The following is a 21,018-nucleotide window of genomic DNA, read 5'->3' as shown; positions in this document are numbered from 1 at the left end:
ACTCGAACGAAACCAGCCATGCACTACGCAATCCATGAAGGCACATTCGAATTGCCGGACGCGGCGCTTGATCGCACCGTCAACATGCTGATTCTTCCCGTCGGCCCGGGCGGGCTGAGTCTCGTCGTGTCCCGCGGCCGGCTGCGCGAGCAGGAGTCGATCGACGCGTTCGTCGAGCGCGAATGGGCGCAAGCGTCGCGCACCGCGCAGAATCTGAATGTGCAGTCGCGACGCCCGGTGACGGTCGGGCGGGCGGAATGCCCCGGCGTGCAAACGGAATCGACGCATGAACAGGACGGTCGCACCTTTCATCAGATGCAGACGGCGTTTCGGCTCGATGCCGGTGGGCAGGTGATCGTGATGACGTTGACCAATGCCGCGCCGCTCAACGACGAACAGCGTGCGCTCGCCGCGCGCATGCTGGAGAGCTTCCAGCCGCGCCCGGTTGCGCCCACGCTCGTTTCGGATGCCGGCCGCCCATGAGTCAACCGGCCGCTCGCAAGGACGATCCCTTTACCCACACGACGCTTGCGGGCGATTTGCTCGGCATGGGCGGGTCGCTGCTGGGCGGCCTGGGTATCGGATGGGCGCTGACCACGATAGCGGAAGGCCTCGTGTTCGGCGCGTTGGGTGCGCTCGAAATTGGCACCGGCGGGCTGGCGACGCCGATCGTGCTGGCGATCGGCGTCGGCGTGGCCGCCTACATGCAGGGCTCGGGCCTGAACGACAAGATCGACGAGGCCGCGAAGGGGCTCGGCAACGCCATTTCTCCGCCCGTGGAGAAAGGCACGATCCAGAACGGCTCGCCCGATGTGTTCGTCAACGGGAAGCCGGCCGCGCGCGCGGCCGATGGCGCGGACATGGATCCGGTTCTGTGCAGCGACCATCCCGGTCCGCAATTCGTCGCGCAAGGGTCCGACGTGGTGTTCATCAACGATCTGCCTGCGGCGCGGGTCGACGACAAGACCACCTGTGACGGCACGATCTCGAAGGGCTCGCCGGACGTTTTCTTCGGCGGCGGCACGAAGACCGTGCGCGACATCAGCGCGGCGCGGCCGTGGGTCGCCGGGCTCGGCGCGGCAATCGGTATAGCGCTTGCGCTCTGTGGCCGAGGCAAGGGAAGCTGGGGCGATTTCGTCAAGGGCAAGCTGCCGTGTCTCGCGATGAATTTCGCGGCCGGCATATTCGGCACATGGCTCGGCAGCAAGATGCAGCCGTCGGCCGGCCATCCCGTCAACGTGATCACCGGCGGCAAGATTCTCGACGGCAGCGACGATACTGACTTCGTGTTGCCGGGCCCGCTGCCGATCGTCTGGCGGCGTTTTTACAGCAGCCACGACGATCGCGCCGATGGCCTGTTCGGTGTCGGCTGGAGCGTGCCGATCAGTGTCGAGTTGAGGGTGGCGCGGGAGAACGGCGTCGTCACGTCGATCACGTACTGGGACGAACAGGGGCGCGAGATCGAGTTTCCGGCGGTGTCGCCGGGTGAGAGTCATTTCAGCGTGCCGGAAGGCATTTACCTGATTTGTACCGCCGGCGGGCACTATGTGGTCGAAACGGTCGATGGTTTGTATCGCGATTTCGGCCGCGCGGGCAGCGATGCGGACAGCGAGATGCTCAAGCTGCGGCGGCTCGAGGATAGCAACGGCAACTGGATCGAGGTCGAGCAGGAAGCGGTAGATGAGGTCATGCGGCCGGTACGGTTGCATGACAGCGCGGGTCGCGTGCTGACGCTGGGTTACGAGAAGCCTCATCCTCGACGCATTGCCACGATCGAACTGACGCGCGGTGTCGACGGAGAGCAACCCGACACGCTGGTGCGTTATGCGTACGACGATGCCGGCCAACTCGTGGCCGTGACTGATCGCAGCGGCCACACCGGGCGACGGTTTGCCTACGAGTATGGGTTGATGGTCCAGCACACGTTGCCCGGCGGCTTGAACTGCTTTTATGCGTGGCAGGATGTGGGCCGCGACGCGCGTGTCATGCGCCATTGGACCGACGACGGCGAAGCGTACACGTTCGACGCAGATCTCGCGCAGCGTTCGGTGACGATCACCGATCAGATCGGGCGCGTGACGGTCTGGACGTGGAACGAGGATCAGCAGCCGACGAGTTATACGGATGCCGAAGGCAACGTGTGGCGGCTCGAATGGAACGCGATGCGGCAGCTGGTCAGCACGACCGATCCGGCCGGCCATGTCACTCGCTTCGAATATGACGAGCGCGGGCGGCAGACGCAGCGCATCGACGCGCTCGGCCACGTCGAGCGGACCGAATGGAATGGGCACTACGATCTGCCTGTTGCGGAAATCGATCCGACCAACGCGCGATGGATCTATCGTTACGACGCGCGCGGCAACCTGACGATGACGCGCGATCCGGCGGGTTTTGCGACCGAGTATTACCGCGACGATCGCGGGCTCGTGCATACGATTCGTGATGCGCGCGGCGGGTACAAGTTCCTTGAATGGAATGGCCGGGCGCAGTTGACCGCGTATACCGACTGTTCCGGCAAGGTCACGCGGTTTGCGTATGACGCACGCGGTGCGCTCGCTCGGGTGACCGATGCGGCCGGCAATGCCACGGTGTACGAAACGGATGCGATGGGGCGAGTCACGGGGATCGGGACGGCCGATGGTGCGCGTCAGATGTTCCGTTACGACGCGGCCGGAAGGCTGATTGAGGTCGTCGATCCAAACCAGCGCAGCACGCGCTACGAAGTCAATCCGCGTGGATTGTTGCTTGCACGCACGGATGCTGCGGGTCGGGTCGTGCAGTTCGGCTATGACCAGGCGTTCCGGTTGGCGAGCCTGACCAACGAGAATCGTGAGACGTATCGCTTTCAGTACGACCGTCGCGATCTCGTTTCCGCACAGATCGGTCTCGATGGCCACAGGCGTATGTACGAGTACGACGTGTGCGGTCTAGGCACGATCGTACGCGATGGGCAGCTCGAGACACGATACGAGCGCGACGCGATTGGGCGGCTGACGGCGAAGCAAGCCGCGCACGAGCGTTGCGAATACCTGTACGACGAGGCAGGCCGGATCACATCGGCCGAGTTGTACACGCTTGCTGCCCGAGGACCATCGTTGAAGAATCGCGTCAGCCTGAAGTACGACAAGCGTGGAGAAGTCGTCGAGGAATACACGCCGACCGGCTGGCTCGCACACACCTACGACGAGCTCGGCAATCGTGTCAGCACGACGATTTCCGGCGAGCGCACGATCGACTGGCTGCATTACGGGTCGGGGCATGTACACCAGATTCGTTTCGACGGTGCCACGGTTGCGGACATCGAACGGGACGACCTGCATCGCGAGGTGCTGCGGACGCAGGGCAAGCTGACGAGTCACTTCGGGTATGACGCGGTGGGGCGCCGTGCGCGGCAAACTGCGCAGCGCGGCGCGGCGGGCGGCGAGTTGCTTGCGAAGCAGTGGCAATACGATGCCGCTGGCGACGTGATCCAGAAGCGTGACCAGCGTTACGGCACGACGAGCTATCGGTATGACCCGACGGGGCGCATCGAACAGGCGGTGGGGCCGGGATTGCCGTCGGAAGTGTTTCGGTGGGATGCCGCGGCGAACCTGGTGTCGAGCGATCACCCGGGTGGCTACGTCGAGCACAACCGGCTCAAGATGTTCGAGGACAAGCGCTTCGAGTACGACGCGTATGGGCGGCTCGTTCGTAAGGTGAGCGGGCATGGGCCGGCTAAAGAGCTCACGCTTGAATACGACGACTGGAACCAGTTGAAGACCGTCGTGACGAAGGACCGGCTCGGGGTTGCAACGACGCATTTCGAATACGACGCGTTCGGTCGACGGATCAGGAAGCTCAATGGCAGTTATGCGAGTACGGATTTCCTGTGGGACGGCATGCGGTTGGTGCAGGAGACGTATCACGATCGTCAGGGCGAGGAAGCGCTGACGTACTTGTACGAGTCCAATAGTTATGTGCCGCTTGCCCGGATCGATCAAGGGAAGGCAGCGGCTAATGATGCGGATGGACGGGATTCGGTTTACTACTTCCACAATGATGTATCGGGGTTGCCGGAGGAACTGACTGACGCTGGTGGCGAGCTGGTTTGGCAGGCGCGCTACAAGGTGTGGGGCAATGCGGTGCAGGAGGAGTGGGTTGCGCGGGCGCCGCAGCGACCGACAGCGGTGTGGGGAGAGGTTCAAGCGGCCGCGTCAGCGCCGGCTCACGCACCGCGACCGCAGAACTTGCGCTTCCAGGGGCAGTATCTGGACCGCGAGACCGGCCTGCACTACAACACGTTCCGGTTCTACGATCCGGATATCGGGCGGTTCATCAATCCAGATCCGATCGGGCTTGCCGGTGGGCGCAACCTTTATCAATATGCGCCCAACCCGATTTCGTGGATTGACCCATGGGGATGGGCGGTAACTCCCCTGGATGCGCCTGGGTATTCAACGTATGGTCTTTACGAGCCCGGAGCGAATGAACCCTACTACGTTGGCCATACCGGACAATCGCTCGACGATCGCCTCTCTGAACATGTAGGCACAGGACGAGCCGCTCGAGGGCGAACAGAAATCCGCTCTCTTGAAGGGCCAGGCGGGACGTTGACATATAGTCAAGCAAAGGGGTATGAGCAAGCATATAGGGAAAAATTTAATACCAAAACCGGGTTTCCAGGCAATGTCATTGAGCCGATCAACAAGTTGAGAACGGATGAGCGTGGCCTTTCTCATGTGAAGTTTTATAATGAAAAGGCAAAGGAAATCGGGTTGGGTCGATGTGGAGGCAAATGATATGGCTTTATTGAAAGTAACGCCGGGTGACGTTGTTGCAATTCCCGGAGAAGTGAATGGTGAGTGGGGGTTTGTGTATTCTCGAGTGATTTTTGTTGGGGCGACAAAATGGATTGAGGTTTTTGATGATTTTAATGTTGACTTCGCGGCGGTGTTGGAGGGGGGGAGGGCTGAAAAATTCGAAAAGAAGTCTCGTCTGTTCAATCCAATTATGGCGTCATTTGATTTTGGGAAAAATTTTTGCTCTGTAAAATGGCCCATACTTTCATCGGATCCTCTTTATGTTTCGGATAAATCTGGCTTCTCGAAAATAGAATTTGAGGGGCCGTCGTATCAAGAGTTGGGAATTTATTATAAGGGTGGCGAGAAATTCACTGAAAAACCGGGCGTGCGCAGGGATTTGGATGATATGACGATATTTTCTAATCCGCAGCTTGTTAGGCGTATAAATTTATATCTTTCTGGCTACCTCGAAAAAGGCGTGGCATGGAACTCGCGATTGGTGAAATCGATTATTGAAAAAGAGGGGATGGACTGGTGGATAGGCGGAATAAACGCATGCAATGACAAAGCAGATGCGATTGCGCTTGCATTCAAAGAGTGGCGTGCAAAAAGGAAACGATGAAATTGCATCGGTCTGCAGAGGTCGCCAAGGAATACACACCTCGGCTATCGAAAGGTATGTATCGCTTGACTGATGCAGAGCATTTCAGCGAAGGGAACAGATAGCTTCACTACGCGATCAAGAATGACCCGGCGCTCGCTTCAGCACTCGAGGCAAGGTATCCCGGAATTTCCGAATACGTTGCCCCAACGAGACTCGGTACGTTTAGAGGAAGAGCATTTAGCGGTACAACCTGGCATCACCACGGTCAAGTGGGCGGGCTTTTGCAATTGGTTGACCGATCTATCAATTGGGCTGTATTAGGAAAAATAAAGATGATGGAGGCGGGGTGCTGGCTGGTTTTTGAGGAGGTGGATTATTATCGCGACAACGATGAAATCGGGCATAGAGAAGCTCGAGAGAGAGTTAGGCGTCCAGCTACCGGAAGCGATGAAGGGACACTACCTCAAGTTCAATGGGTGCATGCCAGTTCTCGACTGGTTTCCAATGAAGGATGATTGGGAGCCGATATGGGTCCACGACTTCCTTCCTATCGGAACGCAGGATGCGAGCGCGCCTAGCATTCGAAGCATTTATGCGCGAGTCACGGGTAAGGGAGGATACCCTCGAACCTTTGTTCCATTTGCCACTGATCCTGGCGGTAATCTCTTCTGTGTCGACACCGATAGCGGTGCCGTACATTATTGGTTGACCGACACCTACGACGAAACGTTGACGGACTTGGAGAACCGCCTGAAGGCTGATCGGCGTCTGACTGATTCATTTGACCAATTCATCAGCTCGCTCGTTTCTGAAGATCAGGCATTCGGCTAGCGTTTGGTCGCGGTAGTGTCATCGGCACAAGGAACAGGAATTATGGAATGCCAATGAGATTTTGAATAGTATCGATGCGGAGATATCCAAGCCGGGATTTTTCGATTTTTTTACTGGCATGGACTTCGATGGCTTACTTGAAAAAAGGGATGCCGCATCATTCGGCGATCTCTGGGTGCAAGCGTTTAGCGAAGTCGACGGACTCGACCTCGTAGTCGGCGACAGGAAATTCCTGGATTTTATTAGAGAGAAGGCATTCAAGCTCTCGTTTCGAGCCTCGGGAAATTCCGACATCGCGGGAAGAGTTTCAGACGACGTCGAACTGATCACAAAGAGCATGTTGGCCGGGAAATCGGATAGCTGGCCAGTTAGGGTTTTGTGGGGCAGCTATAAAAATAGGGACTTTCCCGCTGAATGAGGATGACGGGGCACACGCTCAGCACAAGTGACATTCACAAGCGTGCGCACTCAAAAACCCAGCGTTGGCTGCACGAGTATCGAGCCTGGCGCACAACGTCGAGTCTGAACTCGCCGAATTGTTTCAAATCGTCACGTTCTGATCAAGCATGTTCCGAATAGGCGGCGCAGGCATCGACCTGCTCGCCATTGCCGTCAACGCACGCAATAACAAGAAAGCTGATCAAGCCGCGTACCTATACCCAATGGCTAACGTACGCTCACATGTGTGCCAACGATGGTTTAATGGGTAATGTCCAACTGACGATGTCGTGTGCCCGCAGTGCACGTGAACGGAAGTGCCAGACGGCACTGATCTTCAATCGAAGTATCGCTTCCACCGATTCACCAACAAAGGAGGAATCCGAACCATAAAAACGCCGCGGTAAACGAGCGCGGGCCGCAAGTGCTACCAACACTCACGACCCGCTAACCACAGCCAACTGAACAGGAGTTGTCCATGGCTAAGCCGAATCATAAAGCACGACCACCGAAGACGGAACGTTTCGTCACGATCCAGGAGATGTGGGGTACCCCGAAGACCATGGATCCGAGGCCGGAGACGTTTTATCCGTACATGAAGATTGGTGGCATGTGGCTGATCAACGATGCGTGTTTTGTTCCGGGCCGCAAGGCGAGGATCGATATTGAGCCGGGCAGGCTGATCATCACGCAGATGTAAACGGCAACGCCGCGGGATGCGGCCGCGCTGCGCGACGTCGCGCAGCGCGCCGGACGGGGTAGAGCAGCCGTAACCGGCGGCAGCCACCCCAAACCACGCATCACCAAGCGATATCGCAAGACGACCGCGACGTCCCCGCACCGCCGGTAGCCGTGCATTTCGTCCCTGAGCCGTTGTCATAGAACGTCCGCGTCTCTGGCTGCGGCACCGACGGATCGAACGGATTCGGCGCGCCGTGCGGACCACGCGGTGCATCGTACGGCCGCTGCGGCGCATACGAGCCGCCACTCACAGCCGCCCGCGATCCATTAGCGCGCAGGTATTCATTCCAGTTCCGCTCGCGCTGCTCATACCGCGGCACAGCGCGCCCCAAACTGTCGCTCCCGCCCGCGCCGAGCGCGACACGATTCGGCGGCAAGACGAGATCGGGTTCCCGTTCAGAAGAAGCGGGCGGCGATGCAACAAGCGCATCGCTCGTCACCCGCAACGGCCGCGTATCCGGCGTATCGAAAGGGCTGCGTTCGGCAGGCGTGGCGAACTGCACCCGCCTGCGGCTCAACCGCGCCGCATGCCCATCATCCCGGGCGGCCGCACGTCGCTCCGAGCGGAACACATTGGCACCGGCCGACCGGTCGGTCAGCGTATCGCGTCCGGAAGCATGGGCAGCACAAACAGAAAGCGCACACGCAATCGCGGCGGCGGAAGAGAGGCGGATTGGGCAATTCATCGATGATTCGAAGCAGGTGATGTGCATTGAACAAAAACGGCAAATCACTGGCTGGCGGCTGAGCGACAAGGGGGACGTCGAAGCGTCCCTGAAGCGACTGCGAGGCGCGGCGGGCGCGACTTGCAGGGAGGCTGGCTGGATTGCTGAAGCGAGGCCACATTATTTCATGGAAATCTCAAAAAGCTTTCAAAATGTTTAGCGTCAAAGGTAAACAGTAAGATTTGCCGCGATGTCGAGCGCCCGTTCTGGTGCGCACTCACACAATCATCAGTCGATTGGTTTCCCGCGATCGACTCCTGGGCCGCCCACAAAACGCACCATCGCGGATCACGCCCTCGCCGGACGCCACGCCCAGCAAGGAACCCACCCCGGTCTCCCCGCCCAATAGCAACCCGATTGCACCCAAAGCAAGCGTTCCCGCCTTCCGGAGGTTGCGCCCCCGTCGCCACCCGCCCACCTCCAAAACGTACGTGTTTTCCCTCAATCGACAGGCATTTTTGACAGACGATTGAAAAACGCCCATATAATTTCGGCTGCCTTGCCAATGGCTGTCGGACCATCCCTCCGAACGAGCGATTTGGCAAGCGGGGCAGGCGAAACGCTTGCGCAATGCAAGACGCATCACGATGTCTTTCCGAACCAGACGTCCCCTTCGGGGACTGCAAGAGCCGGGCCCCGCTACGCAACATTCCGCTGGAGTTCCGTCTTCTATGTGTCTCGGGCGTGTCCCCTGTCCTCGCCCCGGGTGCTGTTCGATTGCGCAAGTCATGCCGCCTTTGCCCGTATGACTAAACAACATCGAGGAGCTCCCAGATGACGCTGTCCCGTCTTACGTCCATTTCCGTCGCCGCCGTGCTGTTCGCCGCGGGCGCCGCCGCCGCGCAAGCGGAAACCGTGAAGATCGCCATCGCTGGTCCGATGAGCGGCTCGGTCGCCCAATACGGCGACATGGTGAAGGCCGGCGCGCTGACCGCGATCGAACAGATCAACGCGGCAGGCGGTGCGGGCGGCAACAAGTTCGAAGTCGTGATGATGGACGACGCGTGCGAACCGAAGCAGGCCGTCGCCGTCGCCAACAAGATCGTCAGCCAGAAGATCAAGTACGTGATCGGCCACGTGTGCTCGGGTTCGACGATTCCCGCTTCGGACATCTACGAGAACGAAGGCATCGTGATGGTCACGCCGTCGGCCACCGCGCCGCAGCTGACGGAAGGCAAGAAGCGCCACTTCATCTTCCGCACGATCGGCCGCGACGACCAGCAAGGTCCGGCTGCCGCGCATTACATCATCAACAACGTGAAGCCGAAGAAGGTCGCGGTCCTGCACGACAAGCAGTCGTACGGCCAGGGCATCGCGTCGTCGGTGAAGAAGGACCTCGAAGCCGCGAAGATCCCGGTCGTGCTGTTCGAAGGCATCAACGCCGGCGATTCGGACTACTCGGCGATCATCACGAAGCTGAAGTCGCAAGGCGTCGATTTCGTCTACTTCGGCGGCTACCACCCGGAAATGGGCCTGCTGATGCGCCAGGCGCGCGAGCAGGGCGTGAAGGCGACGTTCATGGGGCCTGAAGGCGTGGGCAACAAGGACGTGACGGCGATCGCCGGCCCGGCCTCGGAAGGCATGCTGGTCACGCTGCCGGCCGACTTCTCGGCCGATCCGGCCAACGCGGCGCTCGTGAAGGCGTTCGCGGACAAGAAGCGCGACCCGAACGGCCCGTTCCAGATGCCGTCGTACGCAGCGGTGAAGATCATCGCCGACGCGATCGCGGGCGCGAAGACGACGGACCCGACGAAGGTCGCCGCGTACATGCACAAGACGACGTTCGACACGCCGATCGGCAAGGTCGCGTATGACGCGCAGGGCGACCTCAAGGCGTTCAAGTTCGTCGTGTACACGTGGCACAAGGACGCGACGAAGACCGCCGCCAAGTAACAACGGAGTATCCGCTCGCGCACCCGCCCCGCCCGAAACCCGGACGGGGCGGGTGCGTATTGGCCGCGCATCTGCCCCATGCGCGCCAAAGGGCGGCCCGAGACGACACCGTGCGCTGCGCGCGGCCGGCCGCCGTGATCCGGCGACGGCACGCGACCCAGCGCCAACGGGAGCTTCCCGCACATGACTGACTTTTTTCCCCAATTCGCCCAGCAGCTCGTCAACGGCCTGACGCTGGGTGCGATCTATGCGTTGATCGCCATCGGCTATTCGATGGTCTACGGCATCATCGGCATGATCAACTTCGCCCACGGCGAGATCTACATGATCGGCGCATACGTGGGCCTCGTGACCCTGACGGCGATCGGCATCTCCGCCGGCTATCCGCTGCCGCTCGTGCTCGGCGCCGCGCTGATCGTGTCGGTGATCGTCACCGGCCTGTACGGCTTCGCGGTCGAGCGCGTCGCGTATCGCCCGCTGCGCGGCGGCCCGCGCCTCGTGCCGCTGATCTCCGCGATCGGCATGTCGATCTTCCTGCAGAACTACGTGCAGATCGGCCAGGGCGCGCGCGACGTGTCGGTGCCGGTGCTGATCTCCGGCGCGTTCGAGATCCATCTCGGCGGCGACTACGACGTGACGGTTCCGTATGCGCGCCTGCTGATCGTCTGCGTGACAATCGTGCTGATGATCGCGCTCACGCTGTTCATCTCGCATTCGCGGATGGGCCGTGCGTGCCGCGCGTGCGCCGAGGACATGAAGATGGCGAACCTGCTCGGCATCGACACGAACCGGGTGATCTCGTTCACGTTCGTGCTCGGCGCGATGCTGGCGGCCGTCGGCGGCGTGCTGATCGGGCTGACGATCGGCAAGCTGAATCCGTATATCGGCTTCGTCGCGGGCATCAAGGCGTTCACCGCCGCGGTGCTCGGCGGGATCGGCAGCATTCCGGGCGCGATGCTCGGCGGCGTGCTGCTGGGCCTCGCCGAAACCTTCGCCGCAGGCTACATGCCGGCCGAGTACAAGGACGTGGTCGCGTTCGGCCTGCTCGTGCTGATCCTGCTCTTCCGCCCGACCGGCCTGCTCGGCAAGTCGGACATCGAAAAGGTTTGACGGAGACGCAGATGAGTCAAGTCATTTCCGTTCGCCGCCCGGCTGCCGACGCGTCGATCGGCCAGGCGCTGAAAAATGCCGCGGCCGCCGCGCTCCTGACGGCGATCCTCACGATTCCGGTGCTCGGGCTGCAACTGAAGCTCGAAGGCTATCAGGTGGTGCTGACGCCGCACTGGCGCCCGGTATGGATCGCGGTCGCGGCCGTGTTCCTGTTCCAGTTGTTCAAGCCGTGGCTCGTGCGCGCGAAATCGGCGGTGAAGCTGCCGGCGATGCCCGCGATGGGCGCGCAGCAGCAGCGCGTGATCATCTGGGTGCTGCTCGCCGTCGGCCTCGTGTGGCCGTTCTTCGGCTCGCGCGGCGCGGTGGACGTCGCGACGCTCGCGCTGATCTACGTGATCCTCGGCCTCGGGCTGAACATCGTGGTCGGTTTCGCGGGGCTGCTGGATCTCGGCTATGTCGGCTTCTACGCGGTCGGCGGCTATACGTACGCGATGCTGAACCAGTATTTCGGGCTGTCGTTCTGGGAATGCCTGCCGATCGCGGCGATTGCCGCGGCGACGTTCGGCTTCCTGCTCGGCTTCCCGGTGCTGCGCCTGCGCGGCGACTATCTGGCGATCGTCACGCTCGGCTTCGGCGAAATCATCCGCCTGCTCGCGAACAACCTGACGAGCCTCACCGGCGGCCCGGACGGCATCTCGAGCATACCGAAGCCGACGGTGTTCGGCTTCGAAATGGCGCGCTCGGCGAGCGTCGAAGGCGCGAAGACCTTCCACGAACTGATCGGGCTGGAATACAGCGGCGAGCACATGGTGATCTTCCTGTACCTGATCGCGCTGGTGCTGGTCGGCTTCACGCTGTTCGTGACGAGCCGCCTGATCCGCATGCCGATGGGCCGCGCATGGGAAGCGCTGCGCGACGACGAGATCGCCTGCCGTTCGCTCGGCCTGAACCCGACGCGCATCAAGCTGTCGGCGTTCACGCTCGGCGCGGCGTTCGCGGGTATCGGCGGCGCGTTCTTCGCCGCGCGTCAGGGCCTGGTGAATCCTGAATCGTTCACCTTCATCGAATCGGCGCTGATTCTCGCGATCGTCGTGCTCGGCGGGATGGGTTCGCAACTCGGCGTGATTCTCGCGGCGATCCTGCTGACCGTGCTGCCGGAAGTCGCGCGCGGATTCGCCGAGTACCGGATGCTGATCTTCGGTCTGGTGATGGTGTTGATGATGATGTGGCGTCCGCAGGGCCTCTTGCCCGCGAGCCGTCCTCACGTGGAGCTGCCGCAATGAGCGCGAATGCAGAACTGTTGAAGGTTGCCGGGCTGCAGATGCGCTTCGGCGGGTTGCTCGCGGTGGACGGCATCGATTTCGACGTGCGCCGCAACGAGGTGTTCGCGATCATCGGGCCGAACGGCGCGGGCAAGACCACCGTGTTCAACTGCGTCGGCGGCTTCTACAAGCCGACCGGCGGCGACGTCGTGCTCGACGGCCACGCGATTGGCGGGCTGCCGAGCCACCAGATCGCGTTGAAGGGCCTGGTGCGCACGTTCCAGAACATCCGCCTGTTCAAGTCGCTGACCGTCGTCGAGAACCTGCTCGTCGCGCAGCATCGGAAGGTGAAGGCCGGGCTGCTGCACGGCCTGTTCGCGACGTCCGCGTATCGTCGCGCCGAGAAGGAAGCGCTCGAACGCGCGGCCGTGTGGCTCGACCGGATGGGGCTGACCGCGGTCGCCAACCGGCCGGCCGGCACGCTGTCGTACGGGCACCAGCGGCGTCTGGAGATCGCGCGCTGCATGATCACCGAGCCGCGCCTGCTGATGCTGGACGAGCCGGCTGCCGGCCTCAACCCGCAGGAAAAGATCGAGCTGCAGCACCTGATCGACAAGCTGCGCCGTGAATTCGGCGTATCGGTGCTGCTGATCGAACACGACATGAGCCTCGTGATGGGCGTGTCCGACCGCATCCTCGTGATGGAGCACGGCCGGCCGATCGTGATCGGCACGCCGGAAGCGGTCCGCAACGACCCGCGCGTGATCAAGGCGTATCTGGGGGAAGAGTGATGCTGAAGCTGGAACAGGTCCATACGCACTACGGCGCGGTCGAGGCGCTCGCGGGCGTGTCGATCGAAGTGAACAAGGGCGAGATCGTCACGCTGATCGGCAGCAACGGCGCCGGCAAGACGACGCTGATGATGACGGTATGCGGCACGCCGCGCGCGTCGTCGGGCCGCGTGCTGTTCGAGGGCAACGACATCACCGCGATGTCGACGCACCAGATCATGCGGCAGGGGATGGCGATCTCGCCGGAAGGGCGGCGCGTGTTCCCGAGCCTGACGGTGCTCGAGAACCTGAAGATGGGCGGCTTTTTCGCGAGCCGTCACGAGATCGACGACGGCATCGAGCACGTGTTCAAGCTGTTTCCGCGCCTGAAGGAACGCGCGGCGCAGCGGGCCGGCACGATGTCGGGCGGCGAGCAGCAGATGCTGGCGATCGGCCGTGCGCTGATGAGCAAGCCGCGTTTGCTGCTGCTGGACGAACCGACGCTCGGCCTCGCGCCGCTCGTGATCGCGCAGATCTTCGACATCATCCGGACGATCCGCGACGAGGGCGTCACGGTGTTCCTGGTCGAGCAGAACGCGAACAAGGCGCTCGGCGTGGCCGATCGCGGCTACGTGCTCGAAACGGGGCGCGTGGTGCTGGCCGACACGGGCGCGAACCTGCTCGCGAACGACCGGATCAAGCAAGCGTATCTCGGCGGTTGATCGGCGGGAAGCCGCTGGCCTGCAACGGGCCGGCGGCTTTTTAGCGTTGTTTCCGGATGTGTCGGTACGATGGGGGCCATTCCCGTTTGTGTAGCGAATCCGCAGCCGATTCGGCTTCGATCGTAGTCGAATCGGCGACTTCCTCGCTTCCCGGAGCAAACCGATGAAGGTCAAACGAATCGTCGCCAATATCGACACACGCTCGATCGACGACGCAAAGCGCTTCTATCGGCACATCTTCGGCCTCGACCTGCTGATGGACCACGGCTGGATCGCGACCTACGGCAACGCCGAGCAGATGGACGTGCAGATCAGCTTCGCGTCGCAGGGCGGATCGGGCACGCCGACGCCCGATCTGTCGATCGAGGTCGACGATCTCGACGAAGCGCTTGCGCGTGTTCATGCGGCCGGCGTGCCCGTCGAATACGGCCCGGCCGACGAGCCGTGGGGTGTACGGCGGTTTTACGTGCGCGATCCGTTCGGCAAGCTCGTCAACGTGCTCTCGCATCGCTGACCGGCGACGGCGAGCCGGGCACGCCGCCGGCGTTCACGCATGCAACGCGAGCCCCTTCACCGCCTTGTCCACGGCCTTCTTCGGCCCGCGCAACGCCAACCCGACCAGATCGGGATTCTCCGCATCCTCGGCGCGAAACGCTTCGCGGTTGGCCGCATCGTGCCCGGTCGAGAACATCGCGCGCACGTAGGGCACGATCGTCAACTCGCGCGACAGCGCTTGCCGGTGCGCGGCCTGCAATCCGTTCAGATCGGCCGCGAACACCAGCATCGGCTGGCCGAGCATCCGGCCGTAGCGGCGCCCGGCCGCATCCTCGTAAGGCTCGCCGAGCGCATCGGGCGCACCGGCTGCGACGCCCGTCGCGAGAAACGCGACGACATTGAGTTTCTGCCACGCGGCGAGATCGTCGCGCACGATCAGCGCTACTTTGGTATCGAACATGCTTGCTCCTGGTTGGAGCGCCCATGATCCGACGCCGCGCGCGATCAGTCTGGAACGTTTGTGCAGAGTTGCCGGTACGCGGCCGGCGTGATCCGGTACGCGCGGCGGAACCAGCGGCCGAGGTGGCTCTGGTCCGCGAAGCCGACGTCGGCGGCCGCCTGCGCGGGCGTGCGGCCGGCGGCCAGCAGCCGGCGCGCGGCACGCAGCCGCAAACGCACGAGGTACGCGTGCGGCGACGTGCCGAACGCGCGCTGGAACATGCGCGTCAGCCGGAACCGGTCGATGCCGGCGACGCTCGCGAGTTCGTCGAGGCCGATGTTGTCGCCCATGTGTTCGTGCAGCAGGTCGCGCACGCGTGCGATCGCGGGCGGCACGACGCCGCTTTCCAGCACAAGCGGGCCGCCCAGATGGCTGCCGAGCCGCATCAGCAGGCGGTCGAGCGTCTGGTCGCGCGCGAGCCGGCCTTCGTTGTCGTGGAGCGCGAAGAACGCGTTCCGGATCGCATCGACGAGGCCGCGATCGTCGACGAGCGTGTGGCCGAACGTGGCTTCGACGCTGCCGAGGCCCGGCAGGTCGAGCCGGCGCGCGGCGCGCTCGACCCACGCCTGCGGCAGGTACAGCATCCCGTACGTGAAGCCGCCGGCTTCGGGCGCGTGGCCGTCGTGCATCGCACCCGGCTCGATCAGGATCGCGCGGCCCGGCACGCTCGTATGCAGCGAGCGGTGGCACTGGAAGCGCTGCACGCCCTGTTCGGTGAAGCCGACCAGCATGTCGTCGTGGTCATGCGCGTCGTACGCATGGCCGTTGAAATGCGCGTGCAGGCTTTCGATGCCGGTTTCCGCGTCGCGGCGCGCGACGAGCCAGTGGTCGGGTTCGCCGGTGGCTTTCGCATCTGTCGTCATCGGCTACCTCTCACGTCGTCGTTGTGTGACGGACCCTCTAAGCAGGCGGCGGAACAGCGGAGGCGCGTGCGGTTCATGCTCCGTTCACCGCCGCCTGTTCGTCGCGCGCATATTGCGCGGGTGGCCGGCCAACATGCCGCGCGAACGCGACGCTGAACGTGCTCGCCGAGCTGTAGCCGACGCGCGCCGCGATTTCCGCGATGCGGCCTTCGTTGCGGCGAAGCAGATCCTTCGCGAGCGCCATGCGCCACGTCAGCAGGTATTCCATCGGCGCGACGCCGACCGCGCGGCTGAAGCGTTCGAAGAACGTCGAGCGCGACAGCGCGGCTTCCTTCGCGAGTTCGACGATCGTCCACGGGTGCGCGGGGCGTTCGTGCATCCGGCGCAGCGCGGCCGCGAGGCGGCTGTCGGCGAGCCCGCGCACGAGCCCGGGCGACGCGTGCGTGCCGGTCGTGAACCGCAGCGCCTCGATCAGCAGCACTTCGAGCAGACGCGCCAGCACGATCTCGCGGGCAGGCCGCTGTGCGCGAGATTCGTCGCGCACCAGTTGCACGAGCGTGGTCAGCCGCGGTTCGCCGCGCACGTGCACGAAGCGGGGCAGCAGCGACACCAGCAGCGATGCATCGGGCGAACCGAAACTGCAGTTGCCGGCCATCATCCGCGTGTCGACCGGGTTGGCCGGATCGCCGATCCGGTATTCGCCGTGGTCGAGCATGACGGGCGGCGCGGTGTCGACGCCCGGCGGCGGCGGTTCGAGGCTCGACATCGCGACGCCGTAGGCCGCCGGAATCAGCATGAAGTCGCCGGCCAGCAGTTCGATCGGCGCATGCCCGTCGATCGCGATCCGGCAGCCGCCGTCGAGGACCGCGCAATAGAACGGCTCGCCGGCGACCGTGCGGTTGATCGCCCACGGGCTCGCGCCGCGCACGTACTTCGAGTACCGCGCGCCCGGTTGCAGCAGCGTCACGACTTCGGTCAGCGGGTCGATCATCGCCGGACTCTCGCAAAAGAAAAGCGGATTGTCGATTGTAGCGAATACGGCTCCCGCCATCTATCGTACGGACACGTGCTCAACACACCCCAGGAGTTCACATGAATACCGTACTGATTACCGGCTGTTCCTCCGGCTTCGGCCTCGAAATCGCGCGGCATTTTCTGGCGCGCGACTGGCAGGTCGTCGCGACGATGCGCAAGCCGGCCGACGACGTGCTGCCGCCGTCGGAGCGCTTGCGCGTGCTGCCGCTCGACGTGACGAGCGCGGACAGCATTCGCGCCGCGATCGACGCGGCCGGCCCGATCGACGTGCTCGTCAACAACGCGGGCTTCGGCGCGGCCGCACCGGCCGAACTCACGCCGCTCGACACGGTGCGCGCGCTGTTCGACACCAACACGATCGGCACGATCGCGGTGACGCAGGCCGTGCTGCCGCAGTTTCGCGCGCGCGGCGCCGGCGTGGTCGTGAACGTCACGTCGAGCGTCACGCTGAAGGCGCTGCCGCTGGTCGGCGCGTATCGGGCGAGCAAGGCGGCGGTGAATGCGTTCACCGAATCGATGGCGGTCGAACTCGCGCCGTTCGGCGTGCGCGCGCATCTGGTGCTGCCGGGCCGCGCGCCCGACACGCGTTTCGCGGACAACGCACGGGCCAACATGCACGGCTTCGAGCACGAAGCGTATGCGGACTTCGTCGGCAAGGCCGTGGCGCGGATGCTCGATGCGTCGGGGCCGATCACGCACGCGCAGGACGTCGCCGAAGCCGTGTGGCGCGCGGCGACCGATCCGTCGAGCCCGATGCGTATTCCGGCCGGCGCCGATGCGCAGGCGTGGGCGGCGGAAGCGGGTTGAACGGCCCGGCCGACGAGCCGAGGGGCGTACGGCGCCCCTTTGTGCGCGATCCGTTCGGCAAGCTCGTGACCGTGCATCGCTGATCGATCATCGCGAATCGCGCGCGCCGTTCACGCATGCAACGACGTTAGGTAGCTTCCTCGAATTATCGACTTCATCCTTGACTACGGCTCAGCCTCGTCCACAATTACAGTGGTCAATGTAATGGTTGCGCGTTGTCGGTGGCGCAGACGCGTAGTCCGGTAAACGGAGGAGACTCGTATGAACGACACGACAATGGAGACGGGCGGGGATACACGATCCGCTGGTTACAGGGCTTTGATCTGCGTGCTGCTTGGTGGATTGGGGCTATTGAGTTTCGGCGACCATTTCTATCATGTCCGCAATGGCATCTTGAGCTACAACGTCGGCCCGTTTATCGACGCGCAATCCGTATTCGTCTGGCCGATCTTCGTCGCCGCGATCACGCTGATACTGGCCTTCACGTCTTTCCTTACGAAGAACGCGACGCCTTCTTCGTTCTCCAAGTTGTTATTGCCGTTCGCGATCGTTCACGCGGCATACTTTTGTTCCGGGATTTGGGGCATTTCCCACCCGACCGAGCTGACGTTGGCGCTTATCGCGTTGTGGGTCGTGCGTATCGCGTTGACGTCCGAATACCGTGCGCAGATCGTCGTCGTGTCGTTGGTGCTTGCCGTATGCGGTCCTCTTGGCGAGGGATTTGTCTCGATGTTGGGGCTGTTCGACTATGCGCCGACGCTCAAGCAGTTCGTCAGCGTTCCATACTGGTTGTCGTGCCTGTACCTGAACGCTGGTGCGCTTGCCGTCACGGCCGCTCGATGGATCAGGATCGGCGATTTGTTTCAAGCGAATCAGGCCAGCCTGTCACACAAGACTACGGCGTAGGGAAATCTGCGCGGCCGCGACGACCGCCCGGTTCCGCATAACCGGCCAGCATGTCGTCGTGGTCGTGCCCATCGTACGCGTGGCCGTTGAAATGCGCACGCAGGCTTTCGATGCCGGTGTCCGCATCGCGGCGCGTGACGAACCAGTGGTCGGTCGCGCCGGCCCGGTTCGTCGCGGTCGTCGTCGGGTTCCTCCCACGTCGTCATCGCTTGACGGGACGGATACGCGGTCGGCGTCGCGACGATGGCGCGAGGCGGGGGAGGACGTCAAAGCGCGCGGGTAATCGCCTGCTCCAGCAGCGACAGGCCGAGATCGATCTCGTCTTCGCTGACGGTCAGCGGCGGCGCGATGCGGAACACGCCGCCCATGCCGGGCAACTGCACGATGTTCATGCTGAGCCCGAGCTTCATGCACTCGCGCGTGATCTTCGCGCCGAGCCCGTCCGCCGGCTCCTTGGTGCGGCGATCCTTGACGATCTCGACGCCCAGCAGCAGCCCGCGCCCGCGCACGTCGCCGATGCAGTCGAAGCGCTCCATCAGGTCGAGCAGGCCGCGCCGCAGCCGCTCGCCCATCGTGTTCGCGCGCGCGACGAGGCCGTCGCGCTGCACGACGTCGAGCACGCGCAGGCCGACGGCGGCCGGCAGCGGATCGGACACGTGCGTCGTGTAGAACAGGTAGCCGAGCGCGTGCGCGCGTTCCTCGATCGCCGCGGACGTGACCATCGCCGCGAGCGGCAGCCCGGCGCCGAGCGTCTTCGACAGCGTCAGGATGTCGGGCGTCACGCCGTCGCGCTGGCACGCGAACATCGTGCCGGTGCGGCCGACGCCCGTCTGCGCCTCGTCGAGGATCAGCAGCATCCCGCGTGCCTCGCACTTGCGCTTGAGCGCGGCCATGTAGCCTTCCGGCAGCTCGATGATCCCGCCCGAGCTGAGAATCGGCTCCGCGATGAACGCGGCGAGGTTGCCGCTCGACTGCCGGTCGATCAGGTCGAACGCGTAGTCGAGTTCGGCGAGCGGGTCGTACGCGCCGTTGCGCTCGAAGCGCGGCCGGTACGCGAACGGTGCCGGAATCGCGAACGAGCCGACCGACGCGGGGCCCACGCCCTTGCGGCCGGCGCTGTAGGTGGCCGATGCGGCGGCGCCCGTCATCCCGTGCCACGACTGCGCGAAGCCGACGATCTCGTACTTGCCGGTGACGAGCTTCGCCATCCGGATCGCCGCCTCGTTCGATTCGGCGCCGGTGCTGAGCAGCAGCGCGCGGTCGAGCCCGGCGGGCGTGATGTCGGCGAGGCGCGTTGCGAGATCGACGACCGGCCGCGACAGCATCCCGCTGAACAGGTGGTCGAGCTTGCCCGCGTATTCGCCGATGACGGACACGATTTCCGGATGGCTGTGGCCGAGCACCGCGCTCATCTGGCCCGACGTGAAATCGAGGATCGCGCGGCCGTCGGCGTCGTAGACGAAGCTGCCTTTCGCGCGCTCGACGATCATCGGCTCGAACGTGCCGCCGTAGCGGACCAGGTGCTGCGTGGCGTTGCGCCAGAAGGTTGCGTCGTCGTTCAGGGACATCGGGCGGCTCCGGGCAAAGGGCAGGGATCGCTTGCAGTCTAGGCGCGCGTCTGGTTTGATGGAAACGAATAGTTCTAATGCAAGCTAGAAGAGGGGCTAATACCTTGGCGCTTTCGCTCGAAATCGACCTGCTGCGCTCGTTCGTCGTGATCGCCGAGGTGCGCGCGCTGAGCCGCGCGGCCGCGCGGGTCGGCCGCACGCAATCCGCGCTCAGCCAGCAGATGAAGCGCCTCGAGGAAGCGGTCGACCAGCCGCTGTTCCAGCGCACCGGCCGCGGCGTGGTGCTCACGCATCCGGGCGAGCGGCTGCTCGTGCATGCGCAGCGCATCCTGCGGCTGCACGACGAGGCGATGGCCGACCTGTGCGGCACGGGGCTGTCGGGGACGATCCGGTTCGGGTGCCCGGACGATTACGCGCAAGTGTGGCTGCCGTCGCTGCTGCGGCAGTTTTCGAGCCAGCATCCGCAGGCGATCGTCGAAGTCGTGTGTGGGCCGACGCCGCGGCTGATCGAACACCTGGAGAAGCGTGCGGTCGATCTGGCGATGATTTCCGTGCCGGACGACGGCGCGACCGACGACATCATTCGCCGCGAGCAACTGGTGTGGATCGGCTATCCGGGGCTCGAGCCCGCGCATTTCGATCCGCTGCCGCTCGCGCTGTCCGATCGCGATACGCTCGATCACCTCGCGGCGTGCGACGCGTTGAACCGCGCCGGCCGCGACTATCGCGTCGCGTATGCGAGCAGCAGCCTCGCCGGGCTGATCGCGCTGGTGCGCTCGGGGCAGGCGTTCGCGGTGATGACGCAGACGGCCGTGCCGGCCGACCTCGCGATCGTCAACGGCGACCCGCACTTGCCGCCGTTGCCGGCCGTGGGCATTACGCTGCGGTTCGACCGGAAGCGGCCGTCGCACCTGACGGCCGCTTTCGCCGACCATATCCGGCAAACGCTGCCGTTGCTTTGACGGCTG

General features: G+C 63.6%; 20 protein-coding genes and 1 pseudogene. 15 read left to right on the top strand and 6 right to left on the bottom strand.

The features are described from left to right. The first annotated feature begins 18 nt into the window (after nucleotides 1–18). The 6 genes from CFB35_RS25630 to CFB35_RS25610 all read left to right on the top strand — a co-directional run bounded on the left by CFB35_RS25630 (nucleotide 19) and on the right by CFB35_RS25610 (nucleotide 7,354). Entirely contained in the window at nucleotides 19–483 is a 465-nt protein-coding gene (locus CFB35_RS25630) for a DcrB-related protein (protein ID WP_059584433.1), read from the top strand. Then, a complete protein-coding gene (locus CFB35_RS25625) occupies nucleotides 480–4,778 on the top strand; it encodes an RHS repeat-associated core domain-containing protein (protein ID WP_226094019.1) in 4,299 nt (1,432 codons plus the stop codon). The genes CFB35_RS25630 and CFB35_RS25625 overlap by 4 nt, the downstream gene beginning before the upstream one ends. Before the next feature lies 1 nt (nucleotide 4,779). Further along, nucleotides 4,780–5,403, top strand: a complete 624-nt coding sequence (locus tag CFB35_RS34620) for a hypothetical protein (RefSeq protein WP_124657679.1) — start codon at nucleotides 4,780–4,782, stop codon at nucleotides 5,401–5,403. Between the two features lie 372 nt (nucleotides 5,404–5,775). After that, nucleotides 5,776–6,216, top strand: a complete 441-nt coding sequence (locus tag CFB35_RS25620; protein ID WP_059584436.1) for an SMI1/KNR4 family protein — start codon at nucleotides 5,776–5,778, stop codon at nucleotides 6,214–6,216. 61 nt (nucleotides 6,217–6,277) lie between these two features. Continuing rightward, entirely contained in the window at nucleotides 6,278–6,634 is a 357-nt protein-coding gene (locus tag CFB35_RS25615; protein ID WP_143328758.1) for a hypothetical protein, read from the top strand. Nucleotides 6,635–7,132: 498 nt separating this feature from the next. After that, nucleotides 7,133–7,354: a hypothetical protein gene (locus tag CFB35_RS25610; RefSeq protein WP_059584438.1), complete on the top strand. Its 222-nt coding sequence runs from the start codon at nucleotides 7,133–7,135 to the stop codon at nucleotides 7,352–7,354. Nucleotides 7,355–7,454: 100 nt separating this feature from the next. On the opposite strand, the gene CFB35_RS25605 is transcribed toward CFB35_RS25610, so the two are convergent. Further along, nucleotides 7,455–8,108 (bottom strand): hypothetical protein, encoded by a 654-nt coding sequence (locus CFB35_RS25605; RefSeq protein WP_089465723.1) that lies wholly within the window; start codon nucleotides 8,106–8,108, stop codon nucleotides 7,455–7,457. A gap of 786 nt (nucleotides 8,109–8,894) precedes the next feature. On the opposite strand from CFB35_RS25605, the gene CFB35_RS25600 reads away from it, so the two are divergent. The 6 genes from CFB35_RS25600 to CFB35_RS25575 all read left to right on the top strand — a co-directional run bounded on the left by CFB35_RS25600 (nucleotide 8,895) and on the right by CFB35_RS25575 (nucleotide 14,391). Continuing rightward, nucleotides 8,895–10,013, top strand: a complete 1,119-nt coding sequence (locus CFB35_RS25600) for a branched-chain amino acid ABC transporter substrate-binding protein (protein WP_059584440.1) — start codon at nucleotides 8,895–8,897, stop codon at nucleotides 10,011–10,013. Nucleotides 10,014–10,196: 183 nt separating this feature from the next. Continuing rightward, the gene (gene livH, locus CFB35_RS25595) at nucleotides 10,197–11,123 is read left to right on the top strand and encodes a high-affinity branched-chain amino acid ABC transporter permease LivH (RefSeq protein ID WP_059584442.1); all 927 of its coding nucleotides are present in this window, start codon (nucleotides 10,197–10,199) and stop codon (nucleotides 11,121–11,123) included. Between the two features lie 11 nt (nucleotides 11,124–11,134). Continuing rightward, nucleotides 11,135–12,406 (top strand): high-affinity branched-chain amino acid ABC transporter permease LivM, encoded by a 1,272-nt coding sequence (locus CFB35_RS25590; protein ID WP_059584443.1) that lies wholly within the window; start codon nucleotides 11,135–11,137, stop codon nucleotides 12,404–12,406. Continuing rightward, nucleotides 12,403–13,176, top strand: coding sequence for a high-affinity branched-chain amino acid ABC transporter ATP-binding protein LivG (gene livG, locus CFB35_RS25585; protein ID WP_059584445.1), 774 nt, complete (start codon nucleotides 12,403–12,405; stop codon nucleotides 13,174–13,176). The genes CFB35_RS25590 and livG overlap by 4 nt, the downstream gene beginning before the upstream one ends. After that, nucleotides 13,176–13,877 carry an ABC transporter ATP-binding protein gene (locus CFB35_RS25580; protein WP_006484776.1) on the top strand — a complete coding sequence of 234 codons (702 nt, stop codon included), beginning with the start codon at nucleotides 13,176–13,178 and terminating at the stop codon, nucleotides 13,875–13,877. Before livG ends, CFB35_RS25580 begins: the two co-directional genes overlap by 1 nt. A gap of 163 nt (nucleotides 13,878–14,040) precedes the next feature. Beyond that, on the top strand, nucleotides 14,041–14,391 hold the full coding sequence (locus tag CFB35_RS25575) for a VOC family protein (protein ID WP_059584447.1): 351 nt from the start codon (nucleotides 14,041–14,043) through the stop codon (nucleotides 14,389–14,391). Between the two features lie 33 nt (nucleotides 14,392–14,424). Here the strand turns inward: CFB35_RS25575 and CFB35_RS25570 are convergent, their stop codons facing one another. The 3 genes from CFB35_RS25570 to CFB35_RS25560 all read right to left on the bottom strand — a co-directional run bounded on the left by CFB35_RS25570 (nucleotide 14,425) and on the right by CFB35_RS25560 (nucleotide 16,785). Then, complete coding sequence (locus CFB35_RS25570; RefSeq protein WP_059584448.1) at nucleotides 14,425–14,832, bottom strand: DUF2000 domain-containing protein; 408 nt, start codon at nucleotides 14,830–14,832, stop codon at nucleotides 14,425–14,427. 44 nt (nucleotides 14,833–14,876) lie between these two features. Next, a complete protein-coding gene (locus CFB35_RS25565; protein WP_059584450.1) occupies nucleotides 14,877–15,734 on the bottom strand; it encodes an AraC family transcriptional regulator in 858 nt (285 codons plus the stop codon). 73 nt (nucleotides 15,735–15,807) lie between these two features. Continuing rightward, nucleotides 15,808–16,785: an AraC family transcriptional regulator gene (locus CFB35_RS25560; protein ID WP_059584452.1), complete on the bottom strand. Its 978-nt coding sequence runs from the start codon at nucleotides 16,783–16,785 to the stop codon at nucleotides 15,808–15,810. A 41-nt stretch (nucleotides 16,786–16,826) separates the two neighbouring features. On the opposite strand from CFB35_RS25560, the gene CFB35_RS25555 reads away from it, so the two are divergent. Next, on the top strand, nucleotides 16,827–17,576 hold the full coding sequence (locus tag CFB35_RS25555; protein WP_059584457.1) for an SDR family oxidoreductase: 750 nt from the start codon (nucleotides 16,827–16,829) through the stop codon (nucleotides 17,574–17,576). 261 nt (nucleotides 17,577–17,837) lie between these two features. Continuing rightward, entirely contained in the window at nucleotides 17,838–18,482 is a 645-nt protein-coding gene (locus CFB35_RS25550; RefSeq protein ID WP_059584459.1) for a hypothetical protein, read from the top strand. Nucleotides 18,483–18,498: 16 nt separating this feature from the next. Here CFB35_RS25550 and CFB35_RS35470 read toward each other — a convergent pair. Further along, nucleotides 18,499–18,657 (bottom strand): annotated as a pseudogene (locus CFB35_RS35470) (AraC family transcriptional regulator); the annotation flags it as partial. A 91-nt stretch (nucleotides 18,658–18,748) separates the two neighbouring features. After that, entirely contained in the window at nucleotides 18,749–20,050 is a 1,302-nt protein-coding gene (locus CFB35_RS25545) for an aspartate aminotransferase family protein (protein ID WP_059584461.1), read from the bottom strand. Nucleotides 20,051–20,127: 77 nt separating this feature from the next. Between CFB35_RS25545 and CFB35_RS25540 the strand changes: the two genes are divergently transcribed. Then, nucleotides 20,128–21,012, top strand: coding sequence for a LysR family transcriptional regulator (locus tag CFB35_RS25540; RefSeq protein WP_059584463.1), 885 nt, complete (start codon nucleotides 20,128–20,130; stop codon nucleotides 21,010–21,012). Nucleotides 21,013–21,018 lie beyond the last annotated feature (6 nt).

The sequence above is a fragment of the Burkholderia sp. AU16482 genome, from assembly GCF_002223285.1.
GTDB classification, from domain to species: domain Bacteria; phylum Pseudomonadota; class Gammaproteobacteria; order Burkholderiales; family Burkholderiaceae; genus Burkholderia; species Burkholderia semiarida.
Note: the sequence above shows the minus strand (reverse complement) of the source record. Positions and strands in the feature narration are given on the sequence as shown.

Coding starts and splice junctions, on each gene's coding strand:
- CFB35_RS25630 (WP_059584433.1), top strand. CDS start 19: ATGCACTACGCAATCCATGAAGGCACATTCGAATTGCCGGACGCGGCG.
- CFB35_RS25625 (WP_226094019.1), top strand. CDS start 480: ATGAGTCAACCGGCCGCTCGCAAGGACGATCCCTTTACCCACACGACG.
- CFB35_RS34620 (WP_124657679.1), top strand. CDS start 4,780: ATGGCTTTATTGAAAGTAACGCCGGGTGACGTTGTTGCAATTCCCGGA.
- CFB35_RS25620 (WP_059584436.1), top strand. CDS start 5,776: ATGAAATCGGGCATAGAGAAGCTCGAGAGAGAGTTAGGCGTCCAGCTA.
- CFB35_RS25610 (WP_059584438.1), top strand. CDS start 7,133: ATGGCTAAGCCGAATCATAAAGCACGACCACCGAAGACGGAACGTTTC.
- CFB35_RS25605 (WP_089465723.1), bottom strand. CDS start 8,108: ATGCACATCACCTGCTTCGAATCATCGATGAATTGCCCAATCCGCCTC.
- CFB35_RS25600 (WP_059584440.1), top strand. CDS start 8,895: ATGACGCTGTCCCGTCTTACGTCCATTTCCGTCGCCGCCGTGCTGTTC.
- livH (WP_059584442.1), top strand. CDS start 10,197: ATGACTGACTTTTTTCCCCAATTCGCCCAGCAGCTCGTCAACGGCCTG.
- CFB35_RS25590 (WP_059584443.1), top strand. CDS start 11,135: ATGAGTCAAGTCATTTCCGTTCGCCGCCCGGCTGCCGACGCGTCGATC.
- livG (WP_059584445.1), top strand. CDS start 12,403: ATGAGCGCGAATGCAGAACTGTTGAAGGTTGCCGGGCTGCAGATGCGC.
- CFB35_RS25580 (WP_006484776.1), top strand. CDS start 13,176: ATGCTGAAGCTGGAACAGGTCCATACGCACTACGGCGCGGTCGAGGCG.
- CFB35_RS25575 (WP_059584447.1), top strand. CDS start 14,041: ATGAAGGTCAAACGAATCGTCGCCAATATCGACACACGCTCGATCGAC.
- CFB35_RS25570 (WP_059584448.1), bottom strand. CDS start 14,832: ATGTTCGATACCAAAGTAGCGCTGATCGTGCGCGACGATCTCGCCGCG.
- CFB35_RS25565 (WP_059584450.1), bottom strand. CDS start 15,734: ATGACGACAGATGCGAAAGCCACCGGCGAACCCGACCACTGGCTCGTC.
- CFB35_RS25560 (WP_059584452.1), bottom strand. CDS start 16,785: ATGGCGGGAGCCGTATTCGCTACAATCGACAATCCGCTTTTCTTTTGC.
- CFB35_RS25555 (WP_059584457.1), top strand. CDS start 16,827: ATGAATACCGTACTGATTACCGGCTGTTCCTCCGGCTTCGGCCTCGAA.
- CFB35_RS25550 (WP_059584459.1), top strand. CDS start 17,838: ATGAACGACACGACAATGGAGACGGGCGGGGATACACGATCCGCTGGT.
- CFB35_RS25545 (WP_059584461.1), bottom strand. CDS start 20,050: ATGTCCCTGAACGACGACGCAACCTTCTGGCGCAACGCCACGCAGCAC.
- CFB35_RS25540 (WP_059584463.1), top strand. CDS start 20,128: ATGCAAGCTAGAAGAGGGGCTAATACCTTGGCGCTTTCGCTCGAAATC.